This window comes from Streptomyces boetiae (genome assembly GCF_031845405.1).
GTDB lineage: Bacteria > Actinomycetota > Actinomycetes > Streptomycetales > Streptomycetaceae > Streptomyces > Streptomyces boetiae.
Genome location: NZ_JAVREN010000052.1, coordinates 21,521 through 38,120 on the forward strand (window position 1 = coordinate 21,521; position 16,600 = coordinate 38,120).

The 16,600-nt window shown below is 75.9% G+C and carries 8 protein-coding genes; 3 read left to right on the plus strand and 5 right to left on the minus strand.

What is annotated here, in order from left to right; translation table 11 throughout:
• Nucleotides 1–180 precede the first annotated feature (180 nt).
• Nucleotides 181–5,121, plus strand: a complete 4,941-nt coding sequence (locus RM780_RS24015) for an NAD-glutamate dehydrogenase (protein WP_311632970.1) — start codon at nucleotides 181–183, stop codon at nucleotides 5,119–5,121.
• A 553-nt stretch (nucleotides 5,122–5,674) separates the two neighbouring features.
• A complete protein-coding gene (locus RM780_RS24020) occupies nucleotides 5,675–6,616 on the plus strand; it encodes a class I SAM-dependent methyltransferase (protein WP_394813066.1) in 942 nt (313 codons plus the stop codon).
• On the opposite strand, the gene RM780_RS24025 is transcribed toward RM780_RS24020, so the two are convergent.
• From RM780_RS24025 to RM780_RS24045, 5 genes are all read right to left on the minus strand, one after another.
• Nucleotides 6,540–8,807 carry a bifunctional glycosyltransferase/CDP-glycerol:glycerophosphate glycerophosphotransferase gene (locus tag RM780_RS24025; protein WP_311632972.1) on the minus strand — a complete coding sequence of 756 codons (2,268 nt, stop codon included), beginning with the start codon at nucleotides 8,805–8,807 and terminating at the stop codon, nucleotides 6,540–6,542. The genes RM780_RS24020 and RM780_RS24025 overlap by 77 nt on opposite strands.
• A 191-nt stretch (nucleotides 8,808–8,998) precedes the next feature.
• Nucleotides 8,999–9,898 (minus strand): carbohydrate ABC transporter permease, encoded by a 900-nt coding sequence (locus RM780_RS24030; RefSeq protein ID WP_311632977.1) that lies wholly within the window; start codon nucleotides 9,896–9,898, stop codon nucleotides 8,999–9,001.
• 23 nt (nucleotides 9,899–9,921) lie between these two features.
• Nucleotides 9,922–11,220: a carbohydrate ABC transporter permease gene (locus tag RM780_RS24035; protein WP_311632973.1), complete on the minus strand. Its 1,299-nt coding sequence runs from the start codon at nucleotides 11,218–11,220 to the stop codon at nucleotides 9,922–9,924.
• A 20-nt stretch (nucleotides 11,221–11,240) separates the two neighbouring features.
• Nucleotides 11,241–12,611 carry an ABC transporter substrate-binding protein gene (locus tag RM780_RS24040; protein ID WP_311632974.1) on the minus strand — a complete coding sequence of 457 codons (1,371 nt, stop codon included), beginning with the start codon at nucleotides 12,609–12,611 and terminating at the stop codon, nucleotides 11,241–11,243.
• 215 nt (nucleotides 12,612–12,826) lie between these two features.
• Nucleotides 12,827–15,355, minus strand: coding sequence for an FHA domain-containing protein (locus RM780_RS24045; protein WP_394813067.1), 2,529 nt, complete (start codon nucleotides 15,353–15,355; stop codon nucleotides 12,827–12,829).
• A gap of 322 nt (nucleotides 15,356–15,677) precedes the next feature.
• Here RM780_RS24045 and RM780_RS24050 point away from each other — a divergent pair.
• A partial coding sequence (locus tag RM780_RS24050; protein ID WP_311632975.1) for a serine/threonine-protein kinase occupies nucleotides 15,678–16,600 on the plus strand: 923 nt, incomplete at its 3' end.

The following is a 16,600-nucleotide window of genomic DNA, read 5'->3' on the forward strand; positions in this document are numbered from 1 at the left end:
GGCCGGAGGCAGCGTCGCCTCCCCGCGCCCGGGCCGTTGCGGCCCCGGCCGCCCGGTGCTCTCCCGGGCCAGGTCCGTCACTGGTCCGTTCCGCCGGGCGCATCCACGCCGCCAGATCGAGCGCTGCCCGGTGACCGTTACCCGACGTCACGCAACGGCGCGCGACAGGAGCCACGAGACATGCACACCAAGCAGGACGAGGCCAAGGCCGAACTACTCGCCCAGGCGGCGCGCGTAGCGCAGCAGGGCAGCCCCGCGAGCCCCTCCTCGGGCCCGGGCGGGCTGGACGAGGCCGCGCTGAACGCCTACCTCCACCGGTACTACCGCTACATCGCCCCCGAGGACCTCGCCGACCGCGACCCGGTCGACCTGTGCGGTGCCGCCCTGGCCCACTACCGGCTGGCCGCCGACCGCCCGCAGGGCACGGCCGCCGTCCGCGTGTACACGCCCACGGTCGAGGAGCTGGGCTGGACCTGCACGCACACCGTGGTCGAGGTCGCGACGGACGACATGCCCTTCCTGGTCGACTCCGTGACCAACGAGCTCTCCCGCCAGGGCCGCGGCATCCACCTGGTGATCCACCCCCTGATCACCGTCCGCCGCGACGTCACCGGCCGGATGCTGGAGCTGCTCGACACGGGCGGCAACGACCCGGGCGAGCTGCCGCACGACGCGGTCACCGAGTCCTGGATCCACGTCGAGATCGACCGGGAGACCGACGAGGAGGACCTGCGGGAGATCGAGGAGGGCCTGCGCCGGGTCCTCAGCGACGTCCGGGAGGCCGTCGAGGACTGGCAGAAGATGCGGGAGGCCGCGCTGCGCATCGCCGAGGGCCTGGCCGACGAGCCGCTGCCGGACGTTCTGCCCGAGGGCGAGGCCGCCGAGGCCGGGGAGCTGCTGCGCTGGCTGGCCGACGACCACTTCACCTTCCTCGGGTACCGCGAGTACGAGCTGGCCCGCGAGGAGGACGGCTCCGGCGACGAGCTGCGCGCCGTCCCCGGCACCGGCCTGGGCATCCTGCGTTCCGACCCCCCGCACGATCCCGGCGCCGCCCACCCCCCGGCCTCCGCCGCCTTCGGCCGCCTGGCCCCCTCCGCCCGCGCCAAGGCCCGCGAGCCGCGCCTGCTCGTGCTCACCAAGGCCAACAGCCGCGCCACCGTGCACCGCAGGTCCTACCTGGACTACATCGGCGTCAAGAAGTTCGACGCCCTGGGGCGGGTGACCGGCGAGCGGCGCTTCATCGGCCTGTTCTCGGCCGCCGCCTACACCGAGTCCGTCCGCCGCATCCCCGTCATCCGCAGGAACGTCGCGGCAGTCCTGGCCACCGCTGGCTTCGCCCCCGGCAGCCACAGCGGCCGGGACCTGCTCCAGATCCTGGAGACCTACCCCCGCGACGAGCTGTTCCAGACCCCGGTGGCCACCCTCCGCGACACGGCCACCGCCGTCCTCCACCTCCAGGAGCGGCGCAGGCTGCGGCTCTTCCTGCGCCAGGACGAGTACGGCCGGTACTACTCCGCCCTCGTCTACCTCCCCCGCGACCGGTACACCACCTCCGTCCGGCTGCGCCTGACCGACATCCTCTGCGAGGAACTGGGCGGCACCGGCGCCGACTTCTCCGCGTGGAACACCGAGTCCGTCCTCTCCCGCCTGCACTTCGTGATCCGCGTGAAGCCCGGCGCCGAGCTGCCCGAGCTGACCGAGGCGGACGCCGACCGCATCGAGAGCCGGCTCGCCGAGGCCTCCCGCTCCTGGGCCGACGGCCTGGCCGACGCCCTGCTGGCCGAGTGCGGCGAGGAGCAGGCGGCCGAGCTGACCCACCGGTACCAGGGGGCGTTCCCCGAGGGGTACAAGGCCGACTTCCCGCCGCGCGCCGCCGTGGCCGACATCCGCTGCGCGGACGTCCTGCGCGCCGACGGCGAGCGGGACTTCGCCCTCAGCCTCTACGAGCCGGTGGGCGCCGCCCCCGGCGAGCGCCGCTTCAAGATCTACCGCACCGGCGAGCCCGTCTCGCTCTCCGCCGTCCTGCCCGTCCTCCAGGCCCTGGGCGTGGAGGTCGTGGACGAGCGGCCCTACGAGCTGCGGCCGGCCGGCGGCCCCACCGCCTGGATCTACGACTTCGGGCTGCGGGTCCCCGAGCCGCTGGCCGGGGGTCTGCGCGGCGACGCCCGCGAGCGTTTCCAGGAGGCGTTCGCCGCCGTGTGGACCGGCGCGGCGGAGAACGACGGCTTCAACGCCCTCGTCCTCTCCGCGGGCCTGACCTGGCGCGAGGCGATGGTCCTGCGGGCCTACGCCAAGTACCTGTGGCAGGCCGGGGCCCGCTTCAACCAGGAGACGATGGAGGCCACCCTCCGGAAGAACGCCCACACCACGCGCCTGCTGGTCAGCCTCTTCGAGGCCCGGCTCTCTCCGCAGCGGCAGAGCGCCGGCCGGGAGCTGACCGACGGGCTGCTGGAGGAGCTGGACGGCGCCCTGGAGCACGTGGCCAACCTCGATGAGGACCGCGTCCTGCGGGCCTTCCTCACCGTCGTGAAGGCCACCCTGCGGACGAACTACTTCCAGCACACCGGCGAGGGTGCCCCCCATGCGTACCTCTCGCTGAAGCTGGAGCCCCAGGCCATCCCCGAGCTCCCCGAGCCGCGCCCGGCGTTCGAGATCTGGGTGTACTCGCCCCGCGTCGAGGGCGTCCACCTCCGCTTCGGCAAGGTGGCCCGCGGCGGGCTGCGCTGGTCCGACCGGCGCGAGGATTTCCGCACCGAGATCCTCGGGCTGGTCAAGGCCCAGGAGGTGAAGAACACCGTCATCGTCCCCGTCGGCGCCAAGGGTGGGTTCGTCGCCAAGCGCCTGCCCGACCCCGCGGCCGACCGCGACGCCTGGCTGGCCGAGGGCATCGCGTGCTACCGGACGTTCATCTCCGGCCTGCTCGACATCACGGACAACCTCGTGGCCGGGCGGGTCCTCCCCCCGGCCGACGTGGTCCGGCACGACGGCGACGACACCTACCTCGTCGTCGCCGCCGACAAGGGCACGGCCACCTTCTCGGACATCGCCAACGACGTGGCCGGGGCCTACGGCTTCTGGCTGGGCGACGCGTTCGCCTCCGGCGGCTCCGCCGGCTACGACCACAAGGGGATGGGCATCACCGCCCGCGGCGCCTGGGAGTCGGTCAAGCGGCACTTCCGCGAGCTGGGCCACGACACCCAGACCCAGGACTTCACGGTGGCCGGGATCGGGGACATGTCGGGCGACGTCTTCGGCAACGGCATGCTGCTGTCCGAGCACATCCGCCTGGTCGCCGCCTTCGACCACCGGCACATCTTCCTCGACCCGGACCCCGACCCTGCCGTCTCCTTCGCGGAGCGCGCCCGCCTCTTCGCGCTGCCCCGCTCCTCCTGGGCGGACTACGACGCCTCACTGATCTCCAAAGGCGGCGGCGTGCACCCGCGTTCCGCCAAGTCGATCCCGCTCACCCCGCAGGTGCGCGCCGCCCTGGGCATCGAGCACGGGGTCGCCGCCCTGCCGCCCGCCGAGCTGATGCGCGCCATCCTGCGCGCTCCCGTCGACCTGCTGTGGAACGGCGGCATCGGCACCTACGTCAAGGCCACGGACGAGACGCACGCCGACGCGGGCGACAAGGCCAACGACGGCATCCGCGTCAACGGCCGGGACCTGCGCGCCAAGGTCGTCGGCGAGGGCGGCAACCTCGGCCTCACCCAGCGTGGCCGTATCGAGTACGCCCTGGCCGGAGGCCGGTGCAACACCGACGCCATCGACAACAGCGCGGGCGTGGACACCTCCGACCACGAGGTGAACATCAAGATCCTGCTCAACTCCGTCGTCGCCGCCGGGGACCTGACGCTCAAGCAGCGCAACGCCCTGCTGGCCGGGATGACCGACGAGGTCGGCCGCCTCGTCCTGCGGAACAACTACGCCCAGAACGTCGCCCTGGCCAACAGCGCGGCCACCGGCCCCGGCCTGATCCTGGCCCACCAGCGGCTCGTGCGCCGCCTGGGCGAGCAGGGCCGCCTCGACCGGGAGCTGGAATTCCTGCCCCCGGACGAGGAGTTCCGCGAGCGGCGGGCCGCCGGGCGCGGCCTGACCCAGCCCGAGCTGGCCGTCCTGCTCGCCTACGCCAAGCTGACGGCCACCGCCGAGCTGCTGAACACCGGCCTGCCCGACGACCCGTGGGTCGGCCGACTCCTGTACGCCTACTTCCCCAGCGACCTGCGCGAGCGCTTCCCCGACCGGATCGACGGGCACGCGCTGCGCCGCGAGATCATCACGACCGTCCTGGTCAACGACACGGTGAACGTCGGCGGCAGCTCGTTCCTGCACCGGCTGCAGGAGGAGTCCGGCGCCTCCACCGAGGAGATCGTGCGGGCGCACACCGCCTCCCGCGCGATCTTCAACGTCGCCGCGATCTGGGACACCGCCGAGAGCCTGGACAACCAGGTGGCCGCCCCCGTCCTGACCCGTATCCGGCTGCACGCCCGGCGGCTGGCCGAGCGCGGCGCCCGCTGGCTGCTGAACAACCGGCCCCAGCCCCTGAGGCTGGCCGAGACGATCGACCTGTTCGCCGACCGGGTGGCGCAGGTGTGGCAGGAGCTGCCGAAGCTGCTGCGCGGCCGGGACCTGGAGTGGTACACGGGCCTGCTGGACGAGCTGACGGGCGACGGGGTGCCCGCTGAGGCGGCTGCGCAGGTGGCTGGGCTGTCCGCGGCGTTCCCCGCGCTGGACATCGTGGCCGTCGCGGACCGCACCGGCCGCCCGCTGCTGGACGTGGCCGAGGTGTACTACCACCTCGGGGACCAGCTCGGCGTCTCCCGGCTCCAGGACCGCATCGGGGAGCTGCCCCGCGCCGACCGCTGGCAGTCCATGGCCCGCACCGCCATCCGCGAGGACCTGTACGCGGCGCAGCAGTTGATCACCGCCGACGTGCTCGCCCAGGGCGGCGAGGACGCCGGCCCGGAGGAACGCTTCGCCGCCTGGGAGGAGCTGAACGCGGCCATCCTGGGCCGCGCCCGCGTCACCCTCGCCGAGATCCAGTCCTCCGAGAGCTTCGACCTCGCCAACCTCTCGGTCGCCATGCGCACGATGCGGACGCTGCTCCGCAGCAACCGCTGACCGCCCGCGGCGGCGCCCCGGGCCCGCGCGGCCCGGCCCGGGGCCGCCCGCCGGGGGGCGTCGGGCCTGGCGGCCCGATGCCCGCTGCCGCGGCACGGCCGCAGGCCGGCCGCCGACCTGTCGGCTGTTTTGGACCGGGATGCGTCCGCCGGCCGGCTTGGCGTCGCCCTGCCTGCCCTGCCGGGCCCTCGCAGGTCCGGGCGCGGCTGACCGCCGGGCGCGCCTGGCCCGGCCCCGCTGCCGCGGCTCGGCCGCCGTCCTGGACGGGCCCTGACGGGCCGGTCGTCCCGGGCCGTGGGGTGCCTGCCGTCTCCGGCGCCGCCGTCGGCGCGGCGGCTCTTCCGGGGCCAGCCGGACGCTGTCCGGCGATCGCCGCGGCGGCGTCCCGCTCGGGGTCCGAAGCCGCGGCCTGCCCGCCGTCTCGGCCTGCCGCTGTCCCGGAATCGGCAACGGGAGTTGCCCCTGGGGGCGGGGGCGGGTCACGCTGCCCGGGCATCGGCTCGGCATCGGCAGCGCTGCCGCGTGGCAGCACTCAGCAGCGAGGAGGGGTTTCGTGCAGGCACACCACGGTCACGGGCACGCGCACGGTCACGGTCACGCGGAGAGTGGCCCGGATCTCGACTGGGCGGTGTTGGGGTCGCACCTGGAGCGGCAAGCCGAGCTGCACGCGCCATATCTGCGGCAGGCCGCCGCCTGGTTGCGCGGCCGGCAGCCCGAGGCCCGGCGGGTTCTCGATGTGGGAAGTGGGCCGGGGGTCGCCGCCTGCCTGCTGGCGCAGGAGTTTCCCGAGGCCGAGGTCGTCGCCGTGGACGGGGCCCCCGAGCTGCTGGAGATGGCCCGCGCGCGGGCCGACGCGCTGGGGCTCGGGGAGCGGCTGCGCACCCTGCGGGCGGAGCTGCCCGAGGGGTTCCCCGCGCTGGGGGAGGCCGACGTGATCTGGGCCAGCCAGGTCGTTCACCATCTCGGCGACCAGCGGGCCGCGCTGCGCGCCATGGCCGGCCTGCTGCGCCCCGGCGGCGTGCTGGCCGTGGCCGAGCGCGGCCTGCCCACCCGCTTCCTGCCGCGCGACATCGGCCTGGGCCGCCCCGGCTTCCTCACCCGGCTCGACGCCGTCGAGGAGGAGTGGTTCACCGCGATGCGCGCCGGCCTGCCCGGCTCCACCGACACCGTCGAGGACTGGCCGGAGATGCTGGCCGCGGCCGGCCTGACCGCCGCCCCGCCCCGGTCGTTCCTCGTGGACCTGCCGCCCCCGCTCGCCCCCGGCGCCCGCGCCCACCTCCACACCCTGCTCGCCCGCCGCCGTGAGGAGCTGGGCGAGAGCCTGGACCCGGACGACCGCGCGACTCTGGACGTTCTGCTGTCCGGGGAGGACCCGGCGGGCGTGCTGCGGCGGCCGGACGCGTTCTACCTGACCGCCTTCACCGTTCACACCGGGCGGCGTGCAGGCGGGGACGGGGACGCGGGGCCGGCGTCCGGGGCTCGGCCCGCACCGTGACGGCGGCCGGCGCTGGCCGCCTGGCCTCCACCGGGACCACCGGCGGCACGCGCCGCCCGTCCAGGAAGACCCGGCGCACCACCCGCTCGGCGGCGAAGCCGTCGTCGTAGGGGCAGAACCGGCGCCGGAACGCCTCCCGCCGCGCCGCGCTCTCCGCGCCCGTCCACAGCTCCGTGCCGCGCAGTGCCGCGACCAGCTCGTCCTCGTCGCGGGTGACCGGGCCCGGCGCGACGGCCGGGAGGTCGACGTAGGCGCCGTGCACCGCGCGGTAGCCCTCCCAGTCCTCGGCGTGCACCACGACCGGCCGGTTCAGGACGGCGTAGTCGAAGACCACCGGCGCGTAGTCCGTGACCAGGGCGTCCGCGGCCAGGCACAGCCACTCCAGGCCCGCCGGATGCCCGGTGACGTCCAGCACGCCGGGGCCCGAGGCGCGGTGCGGGCCGCCGCGCACCAGCAGCAGGAAGCCGGGCCCGAGGCGGGCGGCCAGCCGCTCGGGTGCGGGGAGGGCCGTCTCCTGCCGCCCGGAGCGCGGCGCGGGGGCGTAGAGCACCGCGAGCACGCCCGGCGGGACGCCGAGCCAGCCGCGGGCGGCCCGGACGTCCTCCGCGCCGGCCGCGTGGAAGAGGTCGGCGCGCGGCGAGCCGTACTCCAGGATCTGGTAGGCGGCCGGGTAGGCGCTCTCCCAGGCGAGGGTGGCGTGCCGCCCGGCGGACAGGCAGTGGTCCCAGCGGTCGATCTGGCGCAGCAGCCCGGCCAGGTCGCGGCCCGGCGCGTCGAGCCCGGCGTGCGCGAGGGGGGTCCCGGCGTGGGTCTGGAGGCGGCGCTGCCCGGCGCGGGGCACGAGCGCGTCGGGGAACGGCCCGCCGCTGACGAGGAATCCGGCCCGGGCGACGGCGCCGAGGTAGGCGGCGGTGCCGGGCACCAGCCGCCGCACGCCGGGCGGCGGTTCGGGCCCGGGCCCCGGCCCGGTCACCCAGGCGGTGGTGAAGCCGGGCTCCAGCTCCCGCAGCCTGGCCTCCAGGGCGGCGGGGTGCCCGGCGTACCCGGCGTCCTCGCCGGTGCCCCCGGCGAACACGGCCAGCCGCCGGTCCAGCGGGCGGCGCAGCTGGAGCAGGTAGTGGACGCGCAGCAGCGCGGCCCGCAGCCCGGCGCCGCCCCGGCGCGCCAGGCGGCGCAGCCCGCGCAGGCCCGCGCCCGGCAGCCCCAGGGCGGCCGGCAGGCCGCGGCGCGGGCGGGAGCCGCGCCCGGCGCCGAGCGCGGTGGACCCGGAGGCGGCGCGGTGCGTGCGGCACAGCGCGCGGGCGGAGCGCAGGAACTCGGCCCGCTCCGGCCCGGGAAGGACCCCGCGCAGCTCGCGGTGGACGGCGGTGAGGTGGGCGACCATCAGCCGGTGCAGGGCGGGGCGCCAGCGGTCGCCGCCGGGCAGCGCGCCCAGCCGCGCGAAGGTGCGTTCGTACTGGTCGAGGACGTCGAAGTGGCCGCGCCCCGCCGAGCGGGCCCGGCCGCCCTGGCGCCGCCGCCGGTGCCGCACGCAGACGCGGTCGAGCACGGCGATCGACCCGGCGGCGGCCAGCGCGGCGTAGAAGAACGGCAGGTCCTGGTAGTGCCCGGCGGGGAAGCGCAGCCCGGCCGAGGTCAGCAGGTCGCGCCGGTAGGCGGCGCCCCAGGCGACGGGCGGCAGCCCGAGCAGGGAGGGCCGCCCGCCCAGGGTGAACGTCCGGGGCGCGGCGCCGTTGCCGGGTGCGGAGGCGGCGCCGGCCGTGGCCAGCAGGCCGGCCGGGACGCCGGGGGTGACCTCGCCGTCCCAGGAGAGGCGCGCGTGGTCGAAGAGCAGTAGCTGCGGCTCGCCGGCGGCGGTCAGCCGGGCGTCGAGGGCGGCCAGCGCGCCGGGCGTGAGCAGGTCGTCGCCGTCGAGGAAGAGGACGTAGGAGCCGGTGGCGTGGGGGAGGGCGGCGTTGCGGGCGGGGCCGGGGCCGGCGTTCCGCGGCAGGGTCAGGCCCAGGACGCGCGGGTCGGCCGCGGCGGCCTCCGCGATGATCTCCCGGCAGGCGTCGGGGGAGGCGTCGTCCACGGCGATGAGCTGCACGTCGCGGAAGTCCTGGGTCAGGACGGAGGCCAGGCAGGCGGGCAGGTGCGCCTGCACCTGATGGGCGGGGACGATCACGCTGAAGCGGGGCGCGGACTCGGGCACGGCACATCCCGGGGGAGGGGGTCGGACGATGCATCGGATACACGGACCATCCGACAATCGCTCTTCCGGACCGGGTTTGCCGGGACGCGACAGGTGTCGGCGCCCGGCTTCCCCCGTTGGGAGCAGCCCCGGCTACTCCGCCCCCGGCCGCTCCGCCCCCGGCCGCTCCGGCGCCGCCCGCTCCGCCCCGGCTACTTCACCGCCCCCGACATCACGCCCGAGACGAACTGGCGCTGGAAGGCGAAGAAGATCGCCAGCGGGATCAGCATGGTCAGGAACGCCCCCGGCGCGAGCACGTCGAAGTTGCTCCCGAACTGCCGCATCTCCTGCTGGAGCGCCACCGTCATCGGCGGCGAGCCGGAGTCCGCGAAGATCAGCGCGATCAGCATGTCGTTCCACACCCACATGAACTGGAAGATCGCCAGCGCCGCGATCGCCGGCCCGCCCAGCGGCAGGACCACGCGGGTGAACAGGCGTATCTCCCCGGCGCCGTCCAGCCGCGCGGCCTCCAGCAGCTCGCGCGGGATCTCGGCGAAGAAGTTCCGCAGCAGGAAGATGGCGAACGGCAGGCCGAAGGCCGTGTGGAAGAGGACCACGCCCAGGGTGGTGGCGAAGATGCCCAGCGAGTTGAACAGCCGGGCCACCGGGATCAGCGCGACCTGCACCGGGACGACCAGCAGCGCGACCACCGCCAGGAACGCCCAGTCCCGGCCGGGGAAGTCCAGCCAGGCGAAGGCGTACGCGGCCAGCGCGCCGATCACCACGACCAGCACGGTGGAGGGGACCGTGATGGCGATCGTGGTCCACACCGAGCCGGTGAAGGTGTCGTTGCTCAGCAGGGCGTCGTAGTTGTCCCAGGTGAACTGGTCGAGGTCGGTCAGCGTCTCCCACCAGCCGCCCGTGGCGATGTCGCGCGGCCCGCGCAGCGAGGAGACGAACAGGCCGGCCGTGGGCAGCAGCCACACCAGGGCCAGCACCACCAGCACCACCCGCACGGCCGTGCCGGCGGCGAGGCCGGCCAGCCGGGAGGCGGCGGAGGGGCGGGCCGGGCGGGCGGAGGGCGGCGGGGCGGCGTCCGCCGGGTCCGGCAGCCGGTCGGTCGTGGTGGGAGCGGTCACCGTTGGTTCTCCCGTCGCAGCCTGCGCAGATTGAAGATGATCACCGGCACCACGAGCAGCAGCAGGAACACCGCGATCGCGCTGCCGAGCCCCTGGTCCGGCTCGGAGCCGAAGGAGGACAGGTACAGCTGGAGCGCCAGCACGTTGGCGTCACCCTGGGTCGAGGGGGGCGCGATGACGTAGATCAGGTCGAAGATCTTCAGGACGTTGATCATCAGCGTCACCATCACCACCGCCAGCACCGGGGCCAGCAGCGGCACCGTGATGCGGCGGAAGACCTGCCACTCGCCGGCGCCGTCCACCCGCGCCGCCTCCAGCGTCTCCCGGGGCACCGAGGCCAGGCCGGCGGCGATGAGCACCATCGCGAAGCCGGCCCACATCCACACGTAACTCCCGATGATCGCGGGCGTGATGAGGCTGGGGCCCAGCCACTCCACGCCGTTGTACGGGGCGGTGAAGCTGTCGGCCGCCAGCCGCAGCCGCGTCCCGTCGGCCTCGGCGGGCAGGGTGAACGTCCCGTCCTCCGCCGTCTCGGCCTCCGCGACCACCCGGCCGTCCGCCACCGCCTGCACGGTGATCCCGGCCAGGCCGCGCTCCTCGGGGTCCACGGCGTTCTCCGAGCCGCCGCCGCCCCGGGTGAAGTCCATCCACACCGTGCCGCTGACCTGGCCGGGGTCCGCCGCGGCGGCGGCGGCCGGGGCCGCGTCCTCCAGCTCGGGCTGCGGAACGGCCACCAGCGGCAGCAGGGCCGGCTCCCCGGCGCGCACGGGCTCCTCCAGGAGGTAGGAGCCGTCCTCCTGCGCGGTCAGCGGGCCGCCGGGGCGGGGCTGGGCGTCCGGCCAGGAGGAGCTGCCGGTGAAGGCGTCGTTCACCGTGGTCATCACCGCGTTGGCCACGCCCCGGTCGGGGTCCGCCTCGTAGACCAGGCGGAAGATGATGCCGGCCGCCAGCATGGAGATCGCCATCGGCATGAAGACGATCAGCTTGAACGCCGTGCCCCAGCGGATGCGTTCGGTCAGGACCGCGAAGATCAGGCCGAGCGCGGTGGCCAGGGTGGGCGCCACCACGATCCAGATGAGGTTGTTGCGCAGCGCGGTGCGGACCGCGTCGTTGGTGAACAGCTCCTGGAAGTTGTCCAGGCCCACGAAGCTGTCGCCCGACGCGTCGTAGAGACTGCGCCAGACCGAGTACCCGATGGGGTAGACGACGAGCGCGCCGAGGAGCAGCAGCGCGGGCAGCAGGAAGCACGCGACCGCCCAGGGACGCGCCGTGATCACCGCCTTGCCTGATGCCATGGGAAGTCAGTCTCCGTCCGTCATTCGCCGTAGGCCGCGGCGGCCTGGGACTCCAGGTAGCGCTGGGCGCCCTGGATGTCGTCGGGGTAGCGCAGGAAGTTCTGCAGGCCCTGCCACATGCCCTGGCCGGTGGTGCCGCCGAAGTCGGCCGGGGTCTGGTCCGAGAGGTCGAAGCGGAAGTCGTCGCCCGCGGCGATCAGCGCCTCCGCGATGCCGCGCTGCACGTCGTTGGGGTAGGCGTCGAACTCCAGGGAGTGGTTGGGGGAGACGAAGCCGCCCGCCTCCGCCCAGATCCGGGCCGCGTCGGGGGAGGCAAGGAACGTCATCAGGGCCTCCTGCGCCTCGCTCGCCGTGCCGTCCGGGGCCACGGCCACGGCGGCGTCCCCCGCGCTGACCACCGGCGGGTCGCCCCCGCCGACGGCCGGGAACGGGAAGACCCGCGCGTCCTCGCCGATCACCGCGTCGGTGGAGTCGGTGATGACGGCGCCCACGAAGTCGGCCTCGAAGACCATGCCCGCGTCCGGCGTCTCCAGGTCGATGAACGTCTGGGTGACCGAGTCGGGGAAGAGGGTCTGGAGCGAGCCGCTGTTGCCGTTCTCCAGCAGGCGGGACTCGCCGAAGACCTCGGCCAGCGTGGTCAGCGCGTCGGTGACGCTCTCGTCCGTCCACGGGATCTCGTGGGCGGCCAGCCGGTCGTACATCTCCGGGCCCGCCTGGGAGAGGTAGATGTTCTCGAACCAGTCGGTGAGGGTCCAGCCGTCGGCGCCGGCCACGGACAGCGGGGTGGTGCCCGACTCCCACACCGTCCAGGCCGTGTCCACGAAGTCGTCCCAGGTGGCGGGCGGCTCGACCCCGGCGTACTCGAAGGCCGTGGTGCTGTACCAGATCAGGGACTTGTTGGCCGCCTTGACGTAGACGCCGTACGGCTCGCCCTCGTAGGAGCCCAGCTCCCGCCAGCCCTCGGTGTAGTTCGCCTCCAGTTGCTCGCGGGCGGCGGGGCCCAGCGGGGCCAGCCAGCCGTTCTCCGCGAACTGGCGGATCACCCCGGGCTGCGGCACGAAGACCACGTCCGGCGGGGCGCCGCCCTCGATGCGGGTGCTGACGTACTGCGAGACGTTGTCCCCGGTGGGGACGTAGCTGACGGAGGCCCCGGTCAGCGCCTCGAACTCCTCCAGCACCCCCAGGAAGTTGTCCCGCTCGGCGCCGGTCCACACGGCCGCGACCTCCAGCTCCTGTCCGCTGAGGTCGGGAAGCTCGATCGTGGACTCCCGTCCGCTCGTGCCCGCGTCGCCGTCGTCCCCGCACGCGGTCAGCGTCAGCGCGCCGAGCGCGGCCACCGCCGCGATCGCGCGGGCCGCCCTGCGCCGGGATCCCCGGCCGGAACCGTGCATGAGCACCGCCTCACCCCTCTGGGGTGGCAACGCCCCATGCGCAGGGCCTGCCACACCGCACGTCCTACGCCGAATGTCCTACGCTCCGTCCCCGCCGGGGGCAAGACCTCGGTACATGACAACTTCACTTCGTGATCGTGCTGTGACCCGCCCCGCTGACGCGCGTAGCACGCGCGGAGGACCGGTGGAGGGGCGGGCCTCGCGGGGCCGGTGGATCAGACGAACGTGGCCGTGGCCGTGCGGTCGGTCTCGGCGGCGCGGGTGGCGGCGCTGGCCAGGAGCGCGATGTCGGTGGGGCCGTTGCCCAGCTCACGGACGGGACGGCGGGCGGGGGGATCGCCGGCCCGGGACCAGTCCAGGCGCGCGACGGTGGGCCGCAGCGTCGAGGTGCGCGGGATGCGCGCGGTGACCCGGCCCGCCTGGAAGTGCGTGGCCCGGCCCGTCGCGTGGCGCAGCTCGGCGCGGCCTGCGGGGTGCCCGGTCAGGGCGATCCGTATCGCCGCGGCGGGGGCGCCGCCGGCCGTGATCAGCCGGACCCCCAGCGGGTGCCCCTCGCGGGCGACCGCGTCCAGCGCGCGCACCACCGAGCCGGCGGCCTGCCGGCCCGGGGCGCTCAGCGGCGGGGCCAGGAGCGCCTCGAAGTCGTCCACCAGGACGACCAGCCAGGGCAGCGGCCCGCTGCCCTGCGCGCGCATCGGCGGGGCCTCGGGCCTCGCGTCCCCCGGCTCGCGCGGGGCCACCACCCGCGCGACCCGCAGCCGGGCCGCGCCGAAGGGCTCCGCCCCGCCGTCCGCCTCGCCCAGCAGCGCGGCCCGCCGCCTCAGCTCCTCCCGCAGCGCCTGGGCGAACGCCCGCATCCGCACCGGGTCGGTGGCCGGGAGGTAGGAGGCCACGTGCGGCAGCTCGGCCGCCGGCCGCAGCCCCTCGCCCGCGCCCTCGACCAGCAGCAGCGACAGGTCCCGGGGGCCCTGCGCGGCGGCCAGCGAAGCGGTGAGCGAGGCGAGCAGCTCCGTGCGGCCGGAGCGGGGGCCGCCGTCCACCGCCAGGGGTCCGGGCGCCGCTGCCAGGTCGAGCGCGGCGGGCCCGTCCTGGCCCGCGCCCAGCACGAGGGGCAGCCCGGACTGCCCCGACCATCGCTCGCGCAGCGCCCCGGGCGTGACCCGGGCCAGGCCCAGCGCGTCCAGCAGCCGGCAGCTCTCCGGCAGCGGCCCGCCGCCGGGCGCGGGCGCGCCGCCCGCCGCCGGGTCCTGCCCGAGCGGGGCCAGGGCCCGCGCGAAGCGCCCGGCCCAGGCCGCGGAGACCGCGTCCGCCCCGGCCGTGGGGGAGGCCGCGCCGCCTGGGCCCACCAGCCGCAGGGCCGTGGCCACCGGGCCGCTGAGCACCGCGGCGGTGGCGCAGCCGGCGAAGACGGGGGAGGCGGCGCGGGCCGAAACGAGCGTCTCCTCCAGCGGGGAGGCGGCCGTGGCCGGCGGGGTCTCGGCCGGGACCAGCAGGTGGACCCCGGCGGCCGGGCCCTCCGCGGCGAGCCTGGCCAGGGCCGCGCGCGTGGCCGCCTCGCCCGGGTCGCCGTCCACCAGGACCACGGTCCGCCGCCCGTCGCCGGGCGGACCCGCCGCGACGCGGGCCTGCAACTCCCCGACGCGCGCGGCGGCCTGCGCCGCGTCGAAGGCCAGCAGCAGCCCGCAGTCCTGCCCCCGCGAGGGGCGCACGTGCGGCAGCCAGCCCAGCCAGGACCACTCCTCGGCCCGGCCGGGCGCCACGGCCACGATCTCCAGCGCCGCGGGCGGGTGCAGCGCGGCGAGCTGGGCCAGCAGCGAGCGGGCCACGCCCACCGCCCGGCCGCGCGGCCCCGCGACGCCGAGGGACCCGGCGGCGGGCAGGGCGAGCGTGACGGGCGGCAGCAGCTCGGGGGCCTGCTGGGCGGTGCCGAGCCGGAGGGCGAAGGCGTCGGGGTGCCCCGCGTCCCGCTCCCACAGCCGGGGCCCGGACTCCAGCGCGGTCAGCAGGACGGCGGCCGGGTCCGGCCAGCGGGAGGCGGCCTCCCGGCTCCCGGAGGGCCCCGCCTCGGGCGCGGCGGGCGCGCCGGGAGCCGAGGCGCCGCGCAGGCCGAGCGCCCACCCGGCCAGGCCGCGGCGCCCGGACCGATCCCGGTCGCCGGGCGGCGGCGGGGCGGGCGCGGCCTCGGACTCCACGCGCAGCACGGACTCGCCCAGCCGCAGCAGGGCGCCCGGCCGCACCGGGTGCGGGCCGCCGGTGACGGGGGCGCCGTCCAGCAGTGTGCCGTTGGTCGAGCCCAGGTCGGTGACGGTGACCGAGCCGTCGGCCGTCAGCTCTATGGCGCAGTGCAGCCGGGAGACGTCGGGGTCGTCCAGGGGGACGTCCGCCCGCGCCGACCTGCCGAGCCGCGCGGGTCCGCCCCGCAGCAGGTGCACCCCGCCCGCGTCGGGTCCGGCCACCACCAGCAGGCGCGCCCCCGCCGGCTCCCGGCCGGTGCCCTCGGCGGGCCGGTGGAAGGAGAGGACGGCGCCGTCGGTCAGCGGCGGGCGGCCGAGCACGGCCAGGCGCGGGTCGAGCCGGGTCTCCTCGCAGAAGACGGCCCCGGGGGCGGGCGAGCCGGGCGCGGCGGCCGAGGCCAGGGAGCCCAGGACGGCGGCGAGGGGGGTGTCGGCGGGGGCGGCGACCTGTACGTCGGTGTCCTCGGCACCGTCGTGCCCGAGCACGGTCAACCTGATCTGGATCGGCATCGGCCCTCCCGGTCACCCTCGCCCGCCCGCGGCACACCCCGGCGGCAGCATTCGGCACCAGCTCATCGCGGTCGTCGCATCGGATGCTGATGCTGAAAGCATCCTCGCACCCGCCACTGACAGCCCGTGCCGCCCTCGGCACCCCATGATCGTGATTGGCGTTTTCTGGCCATTTCTGACCGGTTGAAACGGGAGTTGACGGGAACTGATCGGCCCCCCGCGGGGTCCTCCACGGGGGAGCGGCCTTCGGGCCCGCCCCGGAGCCGCCACTACAGTAGGGGCCTCGGGACCACCAGCACAGACGACGTACCAGGGAGCACACGTGCGGCCGGTAGGCAGCAAATACCTGCTCGAGGAGCCGCTCGGGCACGGCGCCACGGGAACCGTCTGGCGGGCCCGGCAGCGCGAGGCCGCGGGCGAGGAGGCGGCCGTCGCGGGGCAGCCCGGCGAGCCGGTGGCCGTCAAGGTGCTCAAGGAGGAGCTGGCCCACGACCCCGACGTCGTGATGCGCTTCCTGCGCGAGCGCTCCGTCCTCCTGCGCCTGGGCAGCGACCCGCACGACAACATCGTCCGCACCCGCGACCTCGTCGTCGAGGGCGACCTGATCGCCCTGGTGATGGACCTCATCGACGGCCCCGACCTCCACCGCTACCTGCGCGAGAACGGCCCCTTCACGCCGGTCGCGGCCGCCCTGCTGACCGCCCAGATCGCCGACGCGCTGGCCTCCGCGCACGCCAAGGGCGTTGTCCACCGCGACCTCAAGCCCGCCAACGTCCTGCTGACCGGCGCCGGGGACCACGACGCCGGGCCGCTGCGGCCGTTGCTCACCGACTTCGGCATCGCGCGCCTGGCCGACACCCCGGGCGTCACCCGCGCCCACGAGTTCATCGGTTCCCCCTCCTACGTCGCCCCCGAGTCCGCCGAGGGCCGCCCCCAGACCTCCGCCGTCGACATCTACAGCGCCGGCGTCCTGCTGTTCGAACTGGTCACCGGCCGCCCGCCGTTCAGCGGCAGCAACACCCTCCAGGTCCTGCACCGCCACATCAACGAGGAGCCCCGGCGCCCCGAGGGCATGCCCGGCCCGCTGTGGACCGTCCTCGACTGCTGCCTGCGCAAGGACCCCGCCCAGCGCCCCGGCGCCGCCGGCCTCGCCCGCGCCCTGCGCACCGTGGCCGCGGGCATCGCCGACCGCGCCACCCCCGACCAGCGCACGGCCGCCCTCGGCGTCACCGCGCTGCTCACCCC